The organism is uncultured Halovibrio sp., assembly GCF_913056445.1.
GTDB lineage: Bacteria > Pseudomonadota > Gammaproteobacteria > Pseudomonadales > Oleiphilaceae > Halospina > Halospina utahensis_B.
This window is the reverse complement of sequence record NZ_CAJXMA010000050.1, coordinates 1-21,067: the sequence shown is the minus strand read 5'-3', so window position 1 is coordinate 21,067 and position 21,067 is coordinate 1. Positions and strand designations below refer to the sequence as shown.

Here is a 21,067-nt window from a genome sequence, read left to right as displayed (position 1 = left end):
CGGGCTTGCTGTTGGCGGTATGACCGATCCCCAGCGCGTTCTCGGCTTTCTGGATGTTGCCGGTGCCTGGGATCCGACGCTGATCGGTGTCATGGGGGGTGCCGTGGTGACCAGCTTCATTGGCTATCGCCTGGTCTGGCGGATGGGCGCACCCAGACTGGAACCGCACTTCTTCATTCCGACTCGCCAGGACCTGGACGCGCGGCTGCTGGGCGGCGCTGCCCTCTTTGGTATTGGGTGGGGGCTCTCCGGCTACTGCCCCGGGCCAGCGGTTGCGTCGATCAGCGGCCTGACCGGGCCTTTGGCGGCGTTCGTGGCTGCCATGGCGGCTGGCTGGTGGATGGCACGCCGACTGAGTAATCGTCAGGGATAGGGCAGAATCTAGATTTCGTGGAGTTCCCTACGGTTCATGCGATGCAGGGTCAGCAGTCCGAGTACCGGCCCGGGCAGCAGCCACCACAGTACATGCAGGGACTGGCTTGCCCAGAGGCTGGTGGTGAGCGCGATGGCGGGGATCGTGACCGCGAAACCAACGGCGTTCATGATCGCCAGCGCTGCGCCCACGTTTTCCCTGGGCGCGGTTGCCGAGGCCAGCGCTGAGAACTGCGGTGAGTCAGCGATCACCGTGGTGCCCCAGACGGCCAGCAGCGCCAGAAGAAGCAGTGGGGGCGCGGCGCCGAGAAGCGGATAGACCAGGCAGAGGGCGCCGGATACCGCTAACGCCACCCGCGCTACGTTGAAACTTTCCAGCCATCGGCTCATGCGGCCACCCTGGACGCAGCCCGGTAATCCGACCCCGATGATCAGGAACGCGACCCAGGGCGTGAGCGCCGGGTCGGAACCGAGGCGCTCGAGTTCCCTGCTTACGAGGAACGGCGTCAGGGTCCAGAAGGCGTAGAGTTCCCAGCAGTGACCGAAGTAACCGAAAGCCGAGGCCCGGAAATTGCGCTGGACGAAGGCTTTTACGCCAGCACCAGGGCGGATGCCAGGGGACGCGGCGGGCAGATGCGGGCCATCTCCCAGACTGTGGATCAGCGCAGCGGCGACCACGGCCAGCGCGGAAGCCAGAAGCAGGGGCCATTGCCAGGGGAGTTCAAAGGTCGCCCCCCGGAGCAGATGGGGAAGGGCGGTACCCAGTGTCAGCATGCCCACAAGCCACCCCAGGGCCGCACCGGCATAGCGGGGTGTCCAACTGACCACCAGCTTCATGCCCATGGGATAGATACCGGCGAGGCACAGACCCGTGATGAAACGTGCCGCCGTCGCCAGGTAGAGGTCCGCGGCAATCAGGATAAAGGCGGCGTTGATGAGGGCCCCCATAACCCCGGCGATGGCAAAGAGCCGGCTGGCCCGGATGCGGTCCGCGAGGCCGCTGATCGCGATGATCAGGGTGCCCGTCACAAAACCGGCCTGAACGGCCATGGTCAGGATTCCGAGTTCGCTTTCACTGAGGCCCACCGCCCCCGCCAGTGCGGGCGCGACGCTGTTGACGCTGAACCAGAGGGAAGTGCCGAACAGTTGGGCGATGACGATGACCGCGAGTGGGGTGCGGGTGAGCAGGGAGTGGAGCATGAGTGTCAGGGCCTTTGGCGGGTAACGGACTACATGCTCCAAAGGGTAGCTGGTGTTGGGGGTTGGTTCACGAAAGGAACCGATAGAACCTGGGGAGCTGGCGTGGTTGGGGCTGACCGAGGGAGGGATTATGGGCCCTGCGGGCCTCACCCCTTTGGGGCCACCTTCGCGGTGCTAAGGTGTTCCTCAGCCTGCCGGGAGGCAGGCTTCGGTCGAACCCATGAGGGTTCTCGTCCGCCCGCTAAGCCATTACCAGAGCCCACCTTGGGTGGGCTCTGGTAATGGCGGAGAGGGAGGGATTCGAACCCTCGGACCGCTTACACGGTCGCCGGTTTTCGAGACCGGTGCAATCGTCCACTCTGCCACCTCTCCGCAGCGGACAGCGCGCATTCTAACGGCTCCGACCCTTTCGTAAAAGCCGGAGTCTGTCCCTGTGGGAGCGGCCATTGGCCGCGATTGGTGGAGGCCGATGCCGGAAGATGTTAGAAATAGGCCCTTTCCAAACTGGACTGAGGAGTGTCTGAACCATGTCAAAGCAGATCCCGATCGTTGATCCCGAAGGGCTTCTGGAATATTCCGTTGTGTTCAACGACCGTTCCCTGAATCATATGAGTAAGGAATTTCAGGGGGTTATGAATGACATTTCAGGTACTCTGAAAAGCGTCTACAACGCCAGTGCCACCATCGTGGTGCCCGGTGGCGGGAGCTACGGCATGGAGGCGGTGGCACGCCAGTTCGCCAACGATGCGCGCTGCCTGGTCGTGCGCAACGGCTGGTTCAGCTACCGTTGGAGCCAGATTCTGGACGCGGGGCGTATTGCCTCGGAAACGACCGTCCACAAGGCCCGTCAGCTGGAGCCGGGCAGTCAGGTTCCGTTCCGTCCGGCGCCCCTGGAGGAAGTGGTTGCTTCCATCCGTGAAAAGAAACCCGAGGTGGTGTTCGCTCCTCACGTGGAGACAGCCGCCGGCATGCGCCTGCCCGAGGATTACCTGAAGCAGGTTGCGGGCGCGGCGCATGAGGTTGGCGCAATCTTCGTGCTGGACTGCGTGGCCTCCGGTGCGCTCTGGGTGGATATGCAGGCCATCGGCGTGGATGTGCTCATCAGTGCGCCCCAGAAGGGGTGGAGTGCCTCGCCCTGTGCGGCCCTGGTCATGCTCAGTGATAAAGGCCTGGAGCGCCTTGAGGCGACCACCAGCAGCAGCTTCGCCTGTGACCTGAAGAAATGGCACCAGATCATGCAGGCGTATGAGGGCGGTGGCCACGCCTATCACGCCACCATGCCCACGGATGCGCTCAAGGATTTCCGGGACGCTATGAACGAAACCGTCAACGACGGTCTGGATGTCACGCGCGAACGCCAGGAAGAACTGGGACGCCGCGTCCGGGCACTGTTCGCCGAGCGCGGGTTCGTGAGTGTTGCCGCCGAGGGGTTCGAGGCGCCGGGTGTTGTGGTGCTCTATACGCAGCGTGATGACCTGCATAAAGGCAGCGGTTTCATCGAGCAGGGCCTGCAGACAGCAGCCGGTGTGCCGCTGGCCTGTGATGAGCCCGAGGATTACAAGACCTTCCGGATCGGCCTGTTCGGGCTGGATAAGCTGCGTAACATCGATCGCACGGTTGACTGGCTCGCCGAAGCACTGGACGGTCTTGGCGCCTGACGGACGGGCATGATCGACGTTTTTCTGCCGGCAGCGCTGGATCCGCTGACCGCGGGTCTGCTGCTGGCCGCCTCCCTGGTGACCTCGATGATCACAGCGGCCCTGGGGGCCGGCGGTGGTGTGCTGCTGCTTGCCCTGATGGCCCTGTGGTTGCCACCGGTGGCAATCATACCGGTGCATGGACTGGTTCAGCTCGGCTCCAATACCGGGCGCCTCGCCATGACATGGCGCCGGGCGGATTGGGGGGCTCTGGCCGCCTTCGCCCCCGGGGTCATCCTCGGCATGCTCGCTGGCGCCCTGGTGCTGGTGCGCCTCCCGGAGCAGCTATGGCAGGTAACCATCGCAGGGTTCATCCTGTTCCTGTGCTGGGGGCCGTCACTGCCCGCTGCCGCCCTCGGGCGCACGGGCATACTGCTGGCATCCACGGTCACCAGTTTCATCACGCTGTTCGTTGGTGCCACAGGTCCGCTTGTGGCTGCGTTCATCAAGCAGCTCCATGAGGACCGTTTCCGCACCATTGCGACCTTCTCCGGCGCCATGACGATGCAGCACCTCCCCAAGGCGCTGGTGTTCGGTTTGGCCGGTTTCCACTTTCCCGAATGGTTACCCTGGGTGGGCGGAATGATCGCCTGCGGCCTCGTGGGTACCCGGCTGGGGCTGCACCTGGTTCACCGCATGGGCGATCATACGTTCCAGCGACTGTTCAGCATCATCCTGACGCTGCTGGCACTGCGCCTGCTGTGGCAGGCGCTGGCCTCCTGATTACTTCCAGATTTCCCCGTCCACACGATCCTGGAGTTCCGGATAGTCACTGAGCTGGAAGTGGGGTATCCGCCCCTGCTTCCGCTGGGCGAGATAGTCCCTGGTCAGCTTCACCACGGTGCCCGAGAGGAAGACGATGGCGATGAGGTTCACGGTGGCCATCAGGCCCATGGAGGCGTCCGCCGTGTTGAATACAGTGATCACCGCCTGGTAGCCACCCCAGATCACCATCGCCAGTGCTGCACCGCGCAGGGCGTAGAGCCAGGCGCGTGACTGGGCGCCCAGGTACACCAGCGCGTTCTCGGCGTAGGAGTAGTTGGCGACAATCGAGGTGAATGCGAAGAACATGATGGCGATGGCGATGAATTCACCGCCCAGATCACCGAGATGACTCTCCATGGCAACCTGGGTGAGCTCCGCCCCGGTGACATCAGCACCGCCTTCCATAACCCCCGAAAGCAGGATCATGACCGCGGTGGCGGTGCAGATCACGATTGTGTCCACAAAGACCGCAAAACCCTGGATCAGCCCCTGGGACGAGGGGTGGTGAGGAACCGGTGTGGCGGTGGCGGCAATGTTCGGCGCCGAGCCCATGCCCGCTTCATTGGAGAACAGGCCACGCTTGATGCCGTTGAGCATGGCGGCAGTAATGGAGCCGGCCGCGCCGCCGGCAGCTTCGCCGAAGCCGAAGGCGTTCTGGACGATGCCCGCCAGGATGCCGGGCACCTCGGAGATGTTCATGATCATGATCCCTATGGCCAGCAGAACGTAGAGGCCGGCCATAATGGGCACGATCAGCTCGGCGAAGCGGGCGATTGAGCGCAGTCCGCCGAAGATCACCAGGCCGGCGACTGCAGCGACAATGATGCCGACCAGACCCTGGTTGATCCCGAAGGCACCCTCAACCGCCGTGGCGATGGCATTGGACTGCACGGCATTGAACACCAGCCCGAAGGACAGGATCAGGCAGAGCGCGAAGATCACTCCGGCCCAGGGGGCGTTCAGACCACGGGCCATGTAGAACGCCGGGCCACCGCGGTACTGGCCCTGCTCATCCCGAACCTTGTAAAGCTGGGCGAGGGTGCTCTCGGCATAGCCTGTGGCCATGCCGACCAGCGCCACCATCCACATCCAGAAAATAGCGCCGGCACCGCCCAGGTAGAGCGCCACCGCGACACCGGCCAGGTTGCCTGTGCCCACGCGCGAGGCAAGACTCGTACAGACGGCCTGGAAGGGCGATATGCCGGACTTGTCGCTCTGGCGGGAGCCGCGGATGGCGCGGATCATCTCACCGAAGTTGACGAACTGCAGGAAGCCAAGGCGGATCGTGAAAAACACGCCCACGCCCAGCAGCCCGTACACGAGGATGTAGTTCCAGAAGATGGTATTCAGAAAGCCGACAGTGGATTCCAGCAAAACGGGGCCTCTTGCAGGTGGCTGGTCAGGTGGTATTTTGAAGGTTTACCGCGAAACCATACCAGCTGAGCAGCCCTTATATGAATGACAAGAACAAGGAAACGGTCAGTCCGACCCTGGATCGCCAGCGTGAGATCTATCTCAATGGACTCAGTGGTGACCGCCCGACGGTCCCCGTGGATTACGATGAGCTTGAGCTGCGCGCCGAGCGGGCGCTTGCGCCGGAGGCGTTTGCCTACATCGCGGGTGGCGCCGGGCATGAGCACACCATGGACAGCAACCGTGAAGCATTCGGCCAGCGTCGCATCCTGCCGCGCATGCTCAACGATGTCTCCGAGCGGGATACCAGCGTAACGCTCTTTGGAAGGCGCCTGCCCAGTCCCTTCCTCCTGAGCCCCATCGGTGTGATGGAAATGGTTGATCCGAAGGGGGATGAGCTTGTGGGCCGGGCCGCGGCCTCGGAAGGCGTGCCCATGATCTTCTCGAACCAGGCTTCCCAGCCCATGGAGCATGTTGCCGGCGCCATGGGCGACGGCCCGCGCTGGTTCCAGCTCTACTGGAGCAAGTCCGACGACCTTGTGAAAAGTCTGGTGAGCCGGGCCGAGGAAGCAGGGTGTGAGGCCATTGTGGTGACCCTGGACACCACCATGCTGGGCTGGCGCACCCGTGACCTGGACCTGGCCTACCTGCCATTTCTGCGCGGCAAGGGCATTGCCCAGTACACCAGTGACCCGGTCTTCCTGAGGCGCCTCGAACAGGCGATCCAGGAGGGTGGTGACGCTGCCCCCAAGCCCAGAGTGACCATGGAAACGCTGAAAGTCCTCCGGGACGTGGCCCAGTCCTGGCCCGGAAGTACTCTGGAGGGACTTCGCTCCGGCAAGGCAAGGGCGGCGGTCCAGGAGTTCATCAACACCTATTCCCGCCCGTCGTTGACCTGGGACGATCTCGCGATGCTGCGCGAGCATACCCGTCTGCCCATCCTGCTCAAGGGCATCTTGCATCCGGAAGACGCCCGTATGGCAGTGGATTACGGCATGGATGGCGTCATCGTCTCCAATCACGGCGGGCGTCAGGTGGACGGGGCAGTCTCAAGCTTCGAGATGCTGCCCGGCGTGGTGGAGGCGGTGCAGGGCCGCGTGCCCGTGATTCTCGACAGCGGCATCCGTGGCGGGGCGGACGTATTCAAGGCACTGGCGCTGGGCGCTACGGCCGTGGGGCTGGGCCGCCCCTGGGTCTACGGGCTGGCGCTCAATGGCGAAGAGGGTGTGCGTGAGGTACTGCGCAACCTGAAAACGGATTTCGAGCTGACCATGGGGCTTGCGGGCTGTTCCTCCACAGCGGAGATATCGCCGGAACGGTTGGCCTGACACGCGGCGGCTGCCCGTGATGCGCTATGGCCGGCGGGTGTGACCAACAATCCTGCCAGGTGCTGTTGCCGTCTTCCGGTTTAGGTTTCACAATTCAGCACCACGGATCCTTTTGGGAGAAACGGATGATGATCAGGGCTCTGAACACTTTCTGCGCAGCACTTGTGCTGCTTCTGGTGGCTCTGCCGGCAATGGCGCAGCCACTTTCTGATGATCGGATTGAGCGCTTTCTTGCAAGCCTCGAGGATCTGGAAAGCCTGGGCGAGCAGGTTGAGAACACGGACATGTTCGGGGACATGGGCCAGGAGATCCAGGAACAGGCCATGCGCAAGGGCGAATTCCGGCCCATGCGCATGATGGTTGAGAAGATGCGTGACCATGAGATGCACGATGAGTTCGCGGCCGCGGTCTCCGATCATGGGTTCCAGCGTCCCGAGGACTGGGCGGATACAGGCGACCGCATTATGCGCGCCATGGCGGCAATGGAGCTGAAAAAGCACAATCGTGGCGACATGCAGGCGGAAATGGGCGCCATGATGGAGCAGATGGAGAACAACCCCAATATCTCCGAGCAGCAGCGCAAGCGCATGCGCCAGCAGATGGAGCAGGCCATGGCAGGGATGAAGGCGATGGCCGATGCGCCCGAGGAGGACATTGAGGCCGTCAGGCCCTATCGTGACCGGATCCGTGGCGCGATGAACGACTGAATCCAGTCAGCGGGAGGAAACAGCGTGATCCGGATTCTGGTTGTGGATGATCATGAGCTCGTGCGTACCGGCATAACACGGATGCTGGCGGACGATGAAGAAATCGAGATCATGGGTGAGGCCGACTCCGGTGAAGCAGCCGTGGACCAGGTCCGGCAGGACCCACCGGACGTGGTTCTGATGGACCTTCGGATGCCCGGCATTGGTGGACTGGAAGCCATGCGGCAGATTCACCGGATCAATGACGACGTGCGGGTGATTGCCGTGACCGCCTGTGCAGACGATCCCTACCCGACGCGGGTGATGCAGGGCGGCGCCCATGCCTATATCACCAAGGGCGCGGATCTTCAGGAGATGCTGCAGGCGGTGCGCCGTGCCTCGCTTGGTCAGCGTTACATCAGCCCGGAGATCGCCCAGAAGATGGCGCTGGGCCGGGTTAACGGGGGCTCGGAGGAGTTCAGCGCCTTCGACGAACTCTCGGAGCGTGAGCTCCAGATCGCCACCATGATCGTGCAGGGCCAGAAGGTACAGGTCATCTCGGACAAACTCTGTGTGAGCCCCAAGACTGTGAACACCTACCGCTACCGGATCTTCGAGAAGCTCGGTATCGACAGTGACGTGGAGCTGACCCTGAAGGCGGTGAAATACGGCCTGCTGGATGCCGATGAAGTCTGAAACCGCTGAAGCTTTTGATTCCGCTGCTTTTCTCAAGCAGGTAACCGAAAAGCCCGGCGTCTACCAGATGTACGACGCCAATGGCGACATTCTCTACGTGGGCAAGGCCTCCAACCTGCGCAAGCGCCTGGCCAGCTACTTCCGCAAGCAGGGGCAGGCGATCAAGACCCAGTCACTGGTCAGCCGGATCGCTGACATCCAGGTCACGGTCACCGCCAGTGAAACCGAGGCGCTGCTGCTGGAGCAGAACCTCATCAAATCGCAGCGCCCGCCGTACAATATCCTGCTGCGCGACGACAAGTCCTATCCCTACATCTACCTCTCGAATCACAGCGACTATCCGTCGCTCACCTTCCGGCGTGGCAAGAGCAAGCGGGATAAAGGGACCTTTTTCGGTCCCTTTCCGTCCGGCGGGGCGGTCCGGGAGAGCCTGAACATCCTCCAGAAGGTGTTCCGCATCCGCAACTGCAGCGAAAGCTACTTCCGTAACCGCACACGCCCCTGCCTGCAGTACCAGATCAACCGCTGTACCGCGCCCTGTGTGGGCATGATTTCCCCAGAGGACTACCAGCAGGATGTCCGCCGTGCCCGGCTCTTCCTGCAGGGTAAGAACCCGGAGATCATCCAGGAGCTGATGGACGCCATGGAGCAGGCGTCGACCAGCCTCGATTTTGAAAGGGCGGCCCAGTTCCGGGACCAGATCAATTACCTGCGCCACGTGCAGGAGCAGCAGGCCATCGAGGGCGGCAGCGCGGAGCTGGACGTGATCGGCCTCAGCCAGGAGGCGGGCGTGGTCTGTGTGGTGGTGCTGTCCGTGCGCGGTGGCCGGATCGTTGGCACCCAGCATTTCTTCCCCCGGCTGTCCATGGACCAGGAGGAGAGCGAGCTCATCACCGCTTTCATTGGCCAGTTCTATCTGGGGGAAGACAACCCAAGGGAGATTCCCCGCGAGATCATCGTGGCGGAGGAGATTCCGGACCGGGAAGTGCTGGATCAGGCGCTGTCCAACCAGGCCGGCCGGGATACCCGTGTGCGCCATCGGGTGCGCGATGAGCGCCGGCGATGGCTGCAGATGGCCCGCACCAACGCCGAGGAGACCCTGCGCAGCCATCTATCGAACAAGGAGACCGTCTACCGGCGGCTGCTGGCGCTGCGGGAGCTGCTGGAAATGGACGAGATCCCGGCCCGCATGGAATGCTTCGACATCAGCCACAGCCAGGGCGAGAACACGGTCGCATCCTGCGTGGTTTTTGACGAGAATGGACCCCTGAAGAGTGACTACCGGCTCTATAATATTGAAGGCGAAACGGCCGGGGATGACTATGCGGCCATGGGGCAGGTTCTGCGCCGCCGCTATCGCCGCATCAAGGCGGGCGACGGCAAGCGCCCGGACCTGGTGTTCATCGACGGGGGTCTCGGCCAGCTCAATGTGGCGCGCACGGTCTTTGATGAACTGGGAATTGACGACATTACCCTGATCGGCGTGGCCAAGGGCGAGGCGCGCCGCGCCGGTATGGAAGAGTTGATCGAGGCGTTGACCGAGAACCGTTTCCGGGTACCACCGGACTCGCCGGCGCTGCACCTGATCCAGCACATTCGGGACGAGGCTCACCGGTTCGCGATCACCGGCCACCGGCAGCGACGTGACAAGAAGCGCAGCAGCTCCACCCTGGAGGGAATCCCAGGCGTGGGGCCGCGCCGGCGCCGGGACCTGATAAACTACTTCGGTGGCCTGCAGGAGCTGCGTAAGGCCAGCGTTGGTGAGATTGCCAAGGTTCGGGGCATCAGTGAGACCCTGGCCGAATCCATTCACTCAGCACTGCACAACGAGTAGCGCATGAATCTACCCAACATCCTCACCTTTTCGCGGATCGCCATGATCCCGCTGTTCCTGCTGGTCTTCTTCATGCCGTTCCAGTGGGCCTACATGGCGAGCGCCGTCATTTTCGCGGTGGCGGCGGTAACCGACTGGCTGGATGGTTTCCTGGCCCGGCGCTGGGACCAGTCAACACCGCTGGGTGCCTTTCTGGACCCGGTGGCGGACAAGCTCATGGTGGCCGGGGCGCTGGCGGTGCTGATCCACGATTACGGCTCCCTGTTCCTGACTATCCCCGGCATTGTGATCATAGGCCGTGAGATCGTCATCTCGGCATTGCGCGAATGGATGGCGGAAATGGGCAAGCGCGCCAGTGTGGCCGTCTCGCTCGTCGGCAAGGTCAAGACGGGCTTTCAGATGGTTGCCATTGTGATGCTGCTGGCCTATCCGCCCGGTGAGCCTGTTGCCATGGCCGGGCTTGCGATGCTGGCGGTAGCAGCAGCGCTCACGCTCTGGTCAATGTGCGTCTACCTGAAAGCCGCCTGGGAGGAGATCAGCGCTACCTGATTACGGCCGGAGTGTTTGGCGCGGTACAACAGCCCGTCCGCATGCTGGATAAAGGCTCTGAGAGTCTGGCTGTGGTCGTACTGGGTAACGCCGATGCTCACTGTTACCGGGGTATCACCGGCATGGATGCTGGTCTCGGTGGTCTGGCGCAGGGTTTCCGCCACCTGTTGTGCACCCTCCAGATCGGTATCCGGCAGGATCACAAAGAATTCCTCACCGCCCCAGCGGCCCAGGGTGTCGGTTGAACGCAGGCGTTCGTCCAGGATGACACCCAACTGAACCAGAACCTGGTCACCCATCTCATGCCCGTAGTGATCATTGACGGACTTGAAATGATCAAGGTCCAGCGCGAGCAGTGACAGCGGCTGACCGCTGCGGTGGGCCCGGTTGAGCTCCTCCTCCAGCACCTGCTCTGTCCGGCGCCGGTTGGGGAGGCCGGTAAGCTGGTCTTCGTGGGCCATGCGCTCAAGCCGCTGCTGGAGCTGGCGCGTTTCGGTCATGTCCCGGGAGAAGCCAATAAAGCCGGTGAAGGTGCCGTCCTCACTGAGCAGAGGCACTTTCTCGGTCTCATAGACCCGTATGCGACCATCCGCTGCTGTAAAGGTCTCCTCGCCCTGCTGCGGGGCGTACGTGGCGAGCACCCGGTCGTCCAGCCCCCGGCAGTTTTCCGCTGTCTCATGGGAAAGTAAGTCCTCGTCCCGTGCGCCGACGATGGCATCGGGATCATGGCCGTAGAGGGCCGCTGTCCTGTGATTCAGGTAGACGTAGCGCCGGTCGGTATCCTTCAGGTAGATACAGGCGGGGGCATGGTCGAGGACGGTTTCAAGAAGGGCCTGTTTCTCCCGCAGCGCCCGTTCCAGCTGTACCTTCTCGGTTATATCGGTGCAGGCGCCGCTCATGCCGTGGATACTGCCGTCGGCGCTGACAAGAGGCCGCTTCACGGTCCAGAACCAGCGTTCCTCACCGGTGGCGGCGATGACGTTGCGCTCCTGGGTCTCAATCGCACGCCCCTGGCGCAGGACCTGTTCGTCGTTCTCGCGCAGATCCCGGGACTGATCCAGCGAAAAGAAGGTGCTGTCGTCGCGCCCCAGTATGGCTTCTTCCGGAAGGCCGAACAGGTTGCGGACGCGCTCGTTGACATAAGTATAGCGCCCCTGAAGGTCCTTCATGAAAATGAACGAGCCAAGGCTGTCCACCGCCGCCCTCAGGTCATCCAGTTGCTGGCGGGTATCCGTGGTCGCCTGCGGTTTTCCGGTTTCCATGCCACCGCTTCCCGTATTGGATACTGGTTGATCGCATAAATTACTTCAGTGATTCCTATGATGCAAAAAATCCTTTACCGGGTACTGCCTGGTGACCGGTTATGGGGAATAACGACAGTGCCTGTCGCACGACGCCGCGACTATGGTCGCGGCAGCGCATGGGCTATCCTGCCCATCGCACCCGACATTGATGGACGGCCGCCAGGAGCAACCGGATGATCCACACCTTCCCCGGCAACCAGCTGGAACACCTTGTTGGCCCGCTCGCCAGGCTCCTCGCGATGCCGGTGAGCAACCCGCTGCAGCCGGATGTGATCATGGTCCAGCATCCCGGCATGGCGCACTGGCTCAACATGGAACTGGCTGCGGAACCCACCCGGCGGGTGGCGATGAACCTGGAATACCCGCTGCCGGTGCGCTACTTCTGGACCCTCATCCGCCGGATCCTGGGCTCCGACCGCATGCCGGTGGTATCGCCCTATCAGCGTGAGATCCTGGTCTGGCGACTGTATGCGCTGCTGGCTTCAGAGGCGGTGACCAGGGACCCTGCCTTTACCGAACCGACACGCTACTGGCAGCAGCAGAGCCCACGCCAGCAGCCTTTGCGCCGCTTCCAGCTGGCCGGAGAACTCGCGGATCTTTACGAGCAGTACCTGATGTACCGCCCGGATTGGATCCGGGATTGGGACGCAGGGCAGGCGGATCACTGGCAGGCCCGGCTCTGGCAGGCGCTGGTCGCGGAGATTCCGGATCACCCGCTACGACTCATGGATGAGGCCCGGGAGCACCTGACCGAACCAGCGGAAGCGTTACCAGAACGTCTGTTCATCTTTGGCATTAACAGCCTGGCGCCCCTGTGGCTGGAATTCATCAGTGAGATGTCCCGGAAGGCGGGGGTGGATTTCCACATCCTTTACCTCAACCCCTCGGATGAGTACTGGGGGGATGCCATCAGCGATCGGCAGGCCGCCCGCCAGCGGGCACGCTGGCTGGATGAGCACGACGATGACAGCGGCCTGGTTCTGGATATCGGCAATCCGCTCCTGACCGGCCTCGGCCACCAGGGGCAGCAGTTCGTGCGCCTGCTCAGCGAGGTGGCGGACGAGGAAATGCCGCTGTTCACTGAGCCGGACAATGATGACCTTCTGGCCCGACTCCAGAGTGACGTGCTGCATCTCCGGGATGGCCGTGAAGCCCCCGGCGACCACTGTGACAGCAGCATCAGTATTGTCAGTGCCCACAGCGCGCTGCGTGAGGTCCAGGCGCTGCATGACTGGCTCCTGCATCGTTTCAATAACGATCCGGAACTTGCGCCACGGGACGTGGTGGTGATGTGCCCCAACGTGGAGCAGTATGCGCCCTTCGTGGAGGCGGTGTTCGCCGGTCGCGGCGAGGCGTTGTCCGAAAGGGTGCCGCCGTTGCCCAGTTCCATTGCCGACCGCAATCCGGGGGATGCGGACCCGGCAGTGGCTGCATTCATTGAACTGCTATCACTGCCGGATGCGCGCTTCGAGGTCAGCCGTGTCATCAGTTGGCTCCAGGTGCCGGCCATACAGCAGCGGTTCGGGTTCGATACCGAGCAGGTAACCCAGCTCAGCCAGTGGCTCAATGCTGCCGCCATTCACTGGGGGCTGGACGCCGAGCACAAGCAGCAGTGGCTGGGCGAGGGCGCCAGTGAACGCTACAGCTGGGATCAGGGGCTGGAGCGCCTCCTGATCGGTTTTGCCTGGGGCGATGAGGAGGTGGTGCTGCATGACCGCCTGCTGCTGCCCCAGGTGGAGGGCGGCGATGCGGTGGTGCTGGGGCGCCTGATCGCCTTCCTGAGGGCACTCAAGGCATTGCGGCAGGATATGACCCGGACGCGCACGGTCAGTGACTGGCAGACGTTCCTGCATGAGCGGCTGCGCCAGGCGCTGTTCAGCACCGAACGAAGCCATGAATGGATCCATGAACAGCTCCGGGAGGTGATCCGGGAGCTTGGGCAGTACGCCAGCCACGCGGCATTCACGGACCCGGTGCCGCTCACGGTCATGCGCCATGCCCTTGAACAGAACCTGCAGAGCCCGGCCCGGACCGGTCGCCAGTTCATGACAGGGCAGATCACTGTCTGCTCCATGGTGCCCATGCGCTCCATTCCATTCCGGGTCGTGGCGATCCTGGGACTGAACGACGGCGAATTCCCGCGCCAGCGCCCACCTCTGGGTTTTGATCTGATGGCCAATGATCGCCCGCGCCCGGGGGACCGCTCGCGCCGCGGGGATGACCGTTACCTGTTCCTGGAAGCCATACTCTCGGCCAGGGAACATCTCTATCTGAGCTACCAGGGGCGGGATCTCAATACGAATGCGGAGCGTCAGCCATCCCTGGTGCTCACGGAACTGATGAACTATCTGGAAGGCGCTACCGGCTGGCGCCGCGACGCCATCAGGGCATTGCCGCTGCAGCCGTTCAGCCCGGCCAACTACCAGGGCCCGGAGCCGAGCTTTGACCCGGGGTGGCTCCGCCTTACCGAGTCCGGGGAGGAGCGGGAGCAGGCACAGCGCCTGCCGCCGCCTGATCCTGAACCCGACCAGCTGACCCTGGAGCAGCTGGTCCGGGCCCTGGAGAACCCGGCCCGTCACCATGCCCGGCAACGCCTTGGCCTCTATCTGGAGGAATCCGAGCTGCCTGAACTCGAGGATGTGGAGCCCTTTGCGGCCAATCATCTGAGCCGTTATCTGATCCAGGAGGCACTGATCCACTGCGAGCTTCAGGGTGTCGATGACACCCCGGTGCTGGAACGCGCACGTCTTTCCGGGGAGCTTCCGGACCATGCGCCGATGGCCTCGGAACTGGCGGACTGGCGGGAACAGGCCAGTGGTTTCGCGCAGGCTCTGATGGATTCAGGAGCCGCAGACGTCCAGACCGCCGCAGTGGAATACAGCATTGATGGCCTGACGTTGGCCGCAGAGCTGACAATGGCAGCGGATGGCCGTCTGGTTGTGTGGCGCATGGCGAATCCGAAAGGCAAGGATCTGCTGCGGCTCTGGTGCCATCACCTGATGGCCAACCTTGGGGCGGAGCGGTCCTCGGTCGGTATTCACCGGGGAAGGGACGGCGCTCTCCGCGTAATGCAGCTGGAACCCATGGGGCGAGGGGAGGCGGAATCCCAGCTGACGGCGCTGGTGGAAGCCTGGCGGGAGAGCCTGTGTGAGCCCTCGCGCCTGCACGCCGACCTGATGCGTGAGCTGGCCACCATGGACGCTGATGCGGATGGGACGAAACGGCTCCGGGCGCTGCGCAAGGCCTGGCTGGGCGACAGCTGGAACGGCTTCCCCGGGGTCAAGGATGATGCCTATGTCGGATGGTTCTTTGATGAAGACACTGATACAGAATCCCTTCTGGCTGCTATCGACCGCCGGTACGGTCCGTTGATGGCCGCCGTGACGATCACCGACACCACGGAGGCGGTGTGATGCAGGAGCTGGACGTTACCCATCTGCCGCTGGAAGGCATACACCTGATCGAGGCCAGTGCGGGCACTGGCAAGACCTACAACATCACACGCCTCTATCTGCGCCTGCTGCTGGAGCGCGAACTGGAGGTGCAGCAGCTGCTGGTGATGACTTTCACACGTGCCGCCACCGCCGAGCTGAAGGGACGTCTGGCGGGCGAAATCCAGCGTGCCCATGATTACTGGGAGGAGCTGGAGGAGCCCTTCTATGTGGCGCTGCGGGCACGTTTCCCGGACACAGACCGGGTGAAGGCCCGCCTGCGCAACGCTGCCCTGCACATGGACGAGGCGGCCATCTACACCATTCACAGTTTCTGTCGGCGAGCCCTGACGCAGGAAGCCTTTACCAGTGGCATAAGCTTTGAGGCGGCCATGGAAGTGGACAGCAGCGCACTGGTGCGTGAAGCGCTGGAGGACTGGTACCGGCAGGAGGCACAGGGGCCGTATTTCCAGCAGCTTTACGCTTATCAGCCCACGCCCGACGCCTTCGCAAAGGTCTGGGAAGCCGCCATCAAGGGCACCGAGACGCTTCCGGAACCGGAGGTGCCGGATCTGGCGACAGCCTGGCAGGGATTCCGCCGCCAGTGGCCGGAGGAACGGGAGGCCTTCGCGGCGCTGAATGTTGCCGCCCGGAAAACGGCGGATACCAAGGCCCACTGGCAGGCCGTTCAGGAGGAGCTTGAGCGCCTCAGCGGTTGTGACTGGGATGGCAGTATCCCGGACGTTTTCCAGGGCAGGTTCCTGAAGGAGGCGTTCAGCAGCGCGAAGAAACAACAGAGCATGCCCGCGCTGTATGAGCTCGCCAGCGGCATGGTCGGCCTCCAGCGGGCACGTGAGGCCTGGTGGGCCTGGAAGGGCGTGACCTTCGCGCGGGCGCACCTGGCCGCCAGCAAGGATCGGCTGGACCAGCTGGATTTCAGTGATCTGATCCGCCGCCTGAGTGAACAGCTGGCCTCGGAGGAGCGCGGACCGGCCCTGGCCCGGAGCCTGGGAGAACAGTTCCCGGTGGCACTGGTGGATGAATTCCAGGATACGGACCCGGACCAGTACGCCATCCTCCAGGGGATCTACGGTGAGGCCAGGGAACAGGGCCGGATGCTGTGCATGATCGGCGACCCCAAACAGGCCATCTACGGTTTCCGTGGCGGGGATGTCTTTGCCTATCTCACCGCCCGCAATGACGCGGATCACCAGTGGGTCATGGGCGCCAATTACCGCTCGGCGCCGGAAGTGATCCGGGGCTATAACCGGCTCTTCCATGGCGGGGCCGTCCCCGGGGATCCACGCGATGCCATCCCCCATGACCGGATCTTCGGTTATGGCATCCAGTACCCGCCAGTCAGTGCCGGCAGGCCCGACCGGGAGCCGGTTCACGGACCGGCGGGACGGGCGGCTTTCCAGTGGGGGCTGCTGCCGGTTGCGGATGACATGGAAGGGCTCAGCAGCAAGGGCACCGGCTATACCAAGGAGGGGCGTCAACCCCTGGCGCAATGGACGGCCCGTGAAATCCTGAGGCTGTTGTCAGACGCAGAGGTTGATGGTGAAACCGTGGCCCCCGGGGATATCGCTGTCCTGGTCCGGGACCGCACGGAAGCCGCCCTCATGCAGGAAGCGCTGACCGCCCGGGGGCTGGATTCCGTGTACCTGAGTGCCCGGGACAATGTGCTGGAAAGCCCGGAATCCCTCGATCTGCTTCGGGCCCTGCGGGGCATCCTGAACCTCGAGGATGACCGCCAGCTGATGGCGGCGCTGGCGACCATGCTGTTCGGTTACAGCACCCGGGAGCTGTTTGATCTGCGCAACAGCGAACGGGACTGGGCCCGGCTTCTGGACGACGTTACGGCCCTGCGCGAGCGCTGGCACCGCAAGGGTTTCATGAGCATGGCGCTGCAGCTTCTTCAGTGGCGGGCACGGCCGGAACCGCATCGGCATGAGCGCAGCCTCACCAACCTGATGCACCTGATGGAGCTGCTGCAGGAGGCCAGCCAGCAGCACCGCCAGCCCGAGGCGCTGCTGCACTGGTTTGAGCAGGCGCGCACGGACAGCACCGTCCAGAACACCGAACTCCGGCTGGAAAGCGACGGCCACCTGGTGCGGGTGGTGACCATGCACGGAGCCAAGGGGCTGGAGTATCCCATCGTGTTCCTGCCGTTCGTCAGCTATGGCAAACAGGGCGGCCGCGGTCGGGATATGCTGGTGCGTTACCACGATCCCCGTGACCACAGCACGCACCTGGCGCTGAACCCATCGGACGAACAGCTTGATCTTGCAGCGGAGGAGGAAGCAGCGGAGAGCATCCGTCTCCTTTACGTGGCCGCCACGCGGGGCGAACGGCGGGTCTACATGCTGGCCGCGGCATTTGATCAGCTGGCGTCTTCGTCGCTGGCGCGCTGCCTTGGGGTCAGCAGTTTTGAGGCGCTGGAAGGTGCAGTACGGCAACAGTATGGCGAAGGAGCCTGTGGCGTACTGACAATCACCAGCACCGATGAGCCGGTGAGCAGTGCTCCGGCGCCGGCTTCCCATGACGGGCTGGCCGCGGCTGAATTCCATGGACATATTGAAAGGGACTGGTGGCTTTCCTCCTTCTCCGCGCTCACGCGCAATGCCCGCCACGGCGGCACCAGCGCCCGGGACCGCGATCAGGACGAACAGGAAGAGACCCAGCCCCATGCGGAAGCAGACAACATCCGCTTTTGCCTCCAGAAAGGTGCCGAAGCCGGCAACCTTCTGCACGACGTGCTGGAGTGGCTGGATTTCAGTAACCCGGACCTGGATGGGGTTCTGGACCAGGCCGAAAGGCGCTACCCGGGCCTGATGGCCCCTGTTGAAACCACACGTGAGCCGATCAAAGCCTGGCTGCGGGAGCTGCTGGCCGTAAAGCTGCCCAGCGGTGCAACCCTGGGAGCGTTGGCGCCGGAGAAGACCCTGCGGGAAAGCGAATTCTACTTTCCCATGAACGCGGATCAGCACCCACCCCTGGGCCGCATCCTGGCACGCCACAGGGGCGTTGATGCTGCGGTCACGCTGCCACCACCGGCCAGCCTCAACGGCATGCTCCAGGGCTTCATCGACCTGGTCTACGAGTGGCAGGGGCGCTATTACATCGTGGACTACAAGTCCAATCACCTGGGCAACGGCTTTGGCCATTACAACCCGGAGGCACTGACCGCCAATATGCGCGAGAGCTTCTACGACCTCCAGTACCTGCTCTATATGCTGGCACTCCACCGTTTCCTGCGGATCCGCATCCCGGATTACGATCCTGAGCAGCATCTCGGGGGCGTGCACTACCTTTACCTGCGTGGAATGGCGCCGGGCCGTGATACCGGTGTCCACGCACGGGAGCCGGATCTGAGCGCACTGCTCGCCCTGGATGCCCTTTTTGAGGGCCGGGAGGTGGCGGTATGAGCGCGGTTCTCAACCCGGTGCGGGAAGGCGAGGCCCCGGAAGCCATCGACCAGGCGCTGGCGGATGCGCTGTGCGAGTGGATTGGCTGCCGGGAGGACTGGTTCCGACATACCCTGATGGCCGTCAGCGAGGCACTGCAGGAGGGCCATACCTGCCTGCACCTGCCGTACTGGGCGGGTCAGACCCGCTGGCAGAGTGACACCTTCCCGGGCATCCGGTTCCCGGAGCTGGCAGAGTGGCGTCAGGGCCTCTCGGCATTGGCGATCGGCCCGGATGATGATGCCCCCGTGGTGTTTGAGCGGGATCGTTTCTACCTGCGTCGTTACTGGCGTTTCGAGACCGAAGTGGCAGCGTCCATCCGCGAACGACTGGCGGTCACTGCCAGTGTGGATGCGCCCAGCGCCCGGGCGGCCCTTGAGCGGCTCTTCCCCCGTGAGGCAGGGCAGGCCGCGCCTGACTGGCAGAAGGTGGCCGCGGCTAACGCACTGTTCCAGCGTTTCAGTGTGATTGCCGGTGGGCCCGGCACCGGAAAAACGCATACGGTCACCCGGCTTCTGGCACTTCTGATCGAGATGTCCGCCTCCGGTGGGGAAATGCCCCGGGTGCACCTTGCGGCGCCCACCGGCAAGGCGGCCCAGCGCCTGGCCGAGTCCGTGGTGAAGGCACGCTCCGGACTGGCGTCGGATGTGGAACCCCGGGTAATGGAGGCCATCCCCCAGGAGGCCACCACGCTGCACCGGTTGCTGGGCGTGATCCCGAACAGCCACCGATTCCGCCATAATGACGATAACCCGCTCAATGTGGACATACTGGTGGTGGATGAGATCTCCATGGTGGACCTGCCCCTGATGGCGCGGCTGTTCCGTGCACTGCCCCCGGAGTGCCGGGTGATCCTGCTGGGCGACGCCGACCAGTTGCCCTCGGTCGCCGCGGGGTCGGTGCTGGCGGACCTGGCACCCCGGGATGTATCGGCCTACAGCCCCGAACGCTGCCAACAGCTCGTTGCCCTCGGCATTGAGCTTGACGCCGCCGACGACGGTTCGGGTGGTGTGGACTATCTGAGTTTCCTGAGGGAGAGCCGGCGGTTCGGTGGCAGCAGTGGTATCGGCCAGCTTGCCGCTGCTGCCATCAGCGGCCATGAGGAGGGTACTCTCAATGTTCTCCGGGGCGCTCATGAGGACGTGGTCTGGCAGGGCGGCGGTGCGCTGTCCGAACAGCTTGCTGCCTGGACGGAGCAGAACTACCGGCCCATCACGGAAGCGACCGACCTGAAGGAGGCCTTCGCGCGGCTGCAGGCCTTCCGGATCCTCTGTCCCGCCCGCGTTGGTCCCAATGGTGTCCAGTCAATCAATGAGCGTATTACCGCTGCGCTCAACCCGGAGCGGCAACGTTTCTTCCGCGGCCAGCCCATCATGATCACGCGCAACCATTACGGGCTTGGCCTCTACAATGGCGATATCGGCCTGATCTGGCCGGACGAGGCGGAGCGGGAAGGCGAGGCGCCCCCGCTGCTGGCCTGGTTCCCGGCTGAGGAGGGGTTTATTCCCATGGCGCCGGGGCGACTGCCCGACCATGAAACGGTCTACGCCATGACCATCCACAAGACACAGGGGTCGGAGTTTGATTCCGTGGCCCTGGTGCTGCCGGAGCGGCCGTCCGCGATTCTCAGCCGGGAGCTGATCTACACTGGGATTACCCGGGCCCGTTCCCGATTGATGGTCATCGGGGGTGAGGCCGTCTGGCGTGCCGGCATCAGCCAGGCCGTGGAGCGCCATTCCGGCCTCGGCGTGCGGCTCAGGGGTGCCCCGTCCGAACACCGGTAAGCATGACAAGGACTGTATTCCCATGATCATTTCCTCTACCCAGGATTACCGTGAGGCGGCACGCCGGCGGCTGCCGCCCTTCCTGTTCCACTACATCGATGGCGCCAGCTACGACGAATACACCCTGCAGCGCAATACCCAGGACCTGCGTGAGCTGTCACTGCGCCAGCGGGTGCTGCAGGAAGTCGGTGACGTCGACCTCTCAACCCGTCTTTTTGGTGAGGATCTGAGTCTGCCAGTGGCTCTGGCGCCAGTGGGGCTGACGGGCATGTATGCCCGGCGCGGCGAGGCCCAGGCCGCCCGGGCCTCGGCCGCAAAGGGGGTTCCCTTTACGCTGTCCACCGTGTCGGTGTGCCCGATCGAGGAGGTGCAGCAGGCCTCGGATCGGGCACTCTGGTTCCAGCTTTACGTGCTCCGGGACCGCGGCTTCATGAAGAACGTGCTGGAACGGGCCTGGGAGGCCGGTGTGCGGACCCTGGTGTTCACCGTGGACATGCCTGTGCCCGGCGCCCGTTACCGCGATGCCCATTCCGGCATGTCC

At 63.6% G+C, this 21,067-nt stretch carries 15 protein-coding genes and 1 tRNA gene; 12 read left to right on the top strand and 4 right to left on the bottom strand.

What is annotated here, in order from left to right:
• Positions 1 to 373: DUF6691 family protein (locus QZ501_RS10465; protein ID WP_295719307.1), on the top strand; the 373-nt coding region annotated here is incomplete at its 5' end.
• 8 nt (positions 374 to 381) lie between these two features.
• On the opposite strand, the gene QZ501_RS10460 is transcribed toward QZ501_RS10465, so the two are convergent.
• Together QZ501_RS10460 and QZ501_RS10455 are read right to left on the bottom strand one after the other, a co-directional pair.
• The gene (locus QZ501_RS10460; RefSeq protein ID WP_295719305.1) at positions 382 to 1,572 is read right to left on the bottom strand and encodes an MFS transporter; all 1,191 of its coding nucleotides are present in this window, start codon (positions 1,570 to 1,572) and stop codon (positions 382 to 384) included.
• Positions 1,573 to 1,854: 282 nt separating this feature from the next.
• Positions 1,855 to 1,944, bottom strand: a tRNA-Ser gene (locus QZ501_RS10455).
• Positions 1,945 to 2,099: 155 nt separating this feature from the next.
• Between QZ501_RS10455 and QZ501_RS10450 the strand changes: the two genes are divergently transcribed.
• On the top strand, positions 2,100 to 3,230 hold the full coding sequence (locus QZ501_RS10450) for an aminotransferase class V-fold PLP-dependent enzyme (RefSeq protein WP_151439562.1): 1,131 nt from the start codon (positions 2,100 to 2,102) through the stop codon (positions 3,228 to 3,230).
• Between the two features lie 9 nt (positions 3,231 to 3,239).
• A complete protein-coding gene (locus QZ501_RS10445) occupies positions 3,240 to 3,992 on the top strand; it encodes a sulfite exporter TauE/SafE family protein (protein ID WP_295719302.1) in 753 nt (250 codons plus the stop codon).
• On the opposite strand, the gene QZ501_RS10440 is transcribed toward QZ501_RS10445, so the two are convergent.
• A complete protein-coding gene (locus QZ501_RS10440; RefSeq protein ID WP_295719300.1) occupies positions 3,993 to 5,408 on the bottom strand; it encodes a sodium:alanine symporter family protein in 1,416 nt (471 codons plus the stop codon).
• Between the two features lie 80 nt (positions 5,409 to 5,488).
• On the opposite strand from QZ501_RS10440, the gene QZ501_RS10435 reads away from it, so the two are divergent.
• From QZ501_RS10435 to pgsA, 5 genes are all read left to right on the top strand, one after another.
• A complete protein-coding gene (locus tag QZ501_RS10435; RefSeq protein ID WP_295719298.1) occupies positions 5,489 to 6,775 on the top strand; it encodes a lactate 2-monooxygenase in 1,287 nt (428 codons plus the stop codon).
• 125 nt (positions 6,776 to 6,900) lie between these two features.
• Positions 6,901 to 7,482, top strand: a complete 582-nt coding sequence (locus QZ501_RS10430) for a hypothetical protein (protein ID WP_160898726.1) — start codon at positions 6,901 to 6,903, stop codon at positions 7,480 to 7,482.
• Between the two features lie 24 nt (positions 7,483 to 7,506).
• Positions 7,507 to 8,157 (top strand): UvrY/SirA/GacA family response regulator transcription factor, encoded by a 651-nt coding sequence (uvrY, locus tag QZ501_RS10425; RefSeq protein ID WP_151439559.1) that lies wholly within the window; start codon positions 7,507 to 7,509, stop codon positions 8,155 to 8,157.
• Positions 8,147 to 9,991 carry an excinuclease ABC subunit UvrC gene (uvrC, locus tag QZ501_RS10420; protein ID WP_202405628.1) on the top strand — a complete coding sequence of 615 codons (1,845 nt, stop codon included), beginning with the start codon at positions 8,147 to 8,149 and terminating at the stop codon, positions 9,989 to 9,991. The genes uvrY and uvrC overlap by 11 nt, the downstream gene beginning before the upstream one ends.
• Before the next feature lie 3 nt (positions 9,992 to 9,994).
• A complete protein-coding gene (pgsA, locus tag QZ501_RS10415; protein WP_295719295.1) occupies positions 9,995 to 10,540 on the top strand; it encodes a CDP-diacylglycerol--glycerol-3-phosphate 3-phosphatidyltransferase in 546 nt (181 codons plus the stop codon).
• On the opposite strand, the gene QZ501_RS10410 is transcribed toward pgsA, so the two are convergent.
• Positions 10,501 to 11,802 carry a diguanylate cyclase gene (locus QZ501_RS10410; RefSeq protein ID WP_151439556.1) on the bottom strand — a complete coding sequence of 434 codons (1,302 nt, stop codon included), beginning with the start codon at positions 11,800 to 11,802 and terminating at the stop codon, positions 10,501 to 10,503. The genes pgsA and QZ501_RS10410 overlap by 40 nt on opposite strands.
• Positions 11,803 to 12,017: 215 nt before the next feature.
• On the opposite strand from QZ501_RS10410, the gene recC reads away from it, so the two are divergent.
• The 4 genes from recC to QZ501_RS10390 all read left to right on the top strand — a co-directional run.
• Positions 12,018 to 15,257 carry an exodeoxyribonuclease V subunit gamma gene (gene recC, locus QZ501_RS10405; protein WP_295719292.1) on the top strand — a complete coding sequence of 1,080 codons (3,240 nt, stop codon included), beginning with the start codon at positions 12,018 to 12,020 and terminating at the stop codon, positions 15,255 to 15,257.
• A complete protein-coding gene (locus tag QZ501_RS10400; RefSeq protein ID WP_295719290.1) occupies positions 15,257 to 18,703 on the top strand; it encodes a UvrD-helicase domain-containing protein in 3,447 nt (1,148 codons plus the stop codon). The genes recC and QZ501_RS10400 overlap by 1 nt, the downstream gene beginning before the upstream one ends.
• On the top strand, positions 18,700 to 20,526 hold the full coding sequence (recD, locus tag QZ501_RS10395; RefSeq protein WP_295719288.1) for an exodeoxyribonuclease V subunit alpha: 1,827 nt from the start codon (positions 18,700 to 18,702) through the stop codon (positions 20,524 to 20,526). Before QZ501_RS10400 ends, recD begins: the two co-directional genes overlap by 4 nt.
• Positions 20,527 to 20,548: 22 nt before the next feature.
• Positions 20,549 to 21,067, top strand: a 519-nt coding sequence (locus QZ501_RS10390) for an alpha-hydroxy-acid oxidizing protein (RefSeq protein ID WP_295719285.1), incomplete at its 3' end; no start/stop codon positions are given.

Excerpts from the sequence above, each read along its gene's own strand:
- QZ501_RS10460 (WP_295719305.1), bottom strand. The coding sequence starts at position 1,572 with ATGCTCCACTCCCTGCTCACCCGCACCCCACTCGCGGTCATCGTCATC.
- QZ501_RS10450 (WP_151439562.1), top strand. The coding sequence starts at position 2,100 with ATGTCAAAGCAGATCCCGATCGTTGATCCCGAAGGGCTTCTGGAATAT.
- QZ501_RS10445 (WP_295719302.1), top strand. The coding sequence starts at position 3,240 with ATGATCGACGTTTTTCTGCCGGCAGCGCTGGATCCGCTGACCGCGGGT.
- QZ501_RS10435 (WP_295719298.1), top strand. The coding sequence starts at position 5,489 with ATGAATGACAAGAACAAGGAAACGGTCAGTCCGACCCTGGATCGCCAG.
- QZ501_RS10430 (WP_160898726.1), top strand. The coding sequence starts at position 6,901 with ATGATGATCAGGGCTCTGAACACTTTCTGCGCAGCACTTGTGCTGCTT.
- uvrC (WP_202405628.1), top strand. The coding sequence starts at position 8,147 with ATGAAGTCTGAAACCGCTGAAGCTTTTGATTCCGCTGCTTTTCTCAAG.
- pgsA (WP_295719295.1), top strand. The coding sequence starts at position 9,995 with ATGAATCTACCCAACATCCTCACCTTTTCGCGGATCGCCATGATCCCG.
- QZ501_RS10410 (WP_151439556.1), bottom strand. The coding sequence starts at position 11,802 with ATGGAAACCGGAAAACCGCAGGCGACCACGGATACCCGCCAGCAACTG.
- recC (WP_295719292.1), top strand. The coding sequence starts at position 12,018 with ATGATCCACACCTTCCCCGGCAACCAGCTGGAACACCTTGTTGGCCCG.
- QZ501_RS10400 (WP_295719290.1), top strand. The coding sequence starts at position 15,257 with ATGCAGGAGCTGGACGTTACCCATCTGCCGCTGGAAGGCATACACCTG.
- recD (WP_295719288.1), top strand. The coding sequence starts at position 18,700 with ATGAGCGCGGTTCTCAACCCGGTGCGGGAAGGCGAGGCCCCGGAAGCC.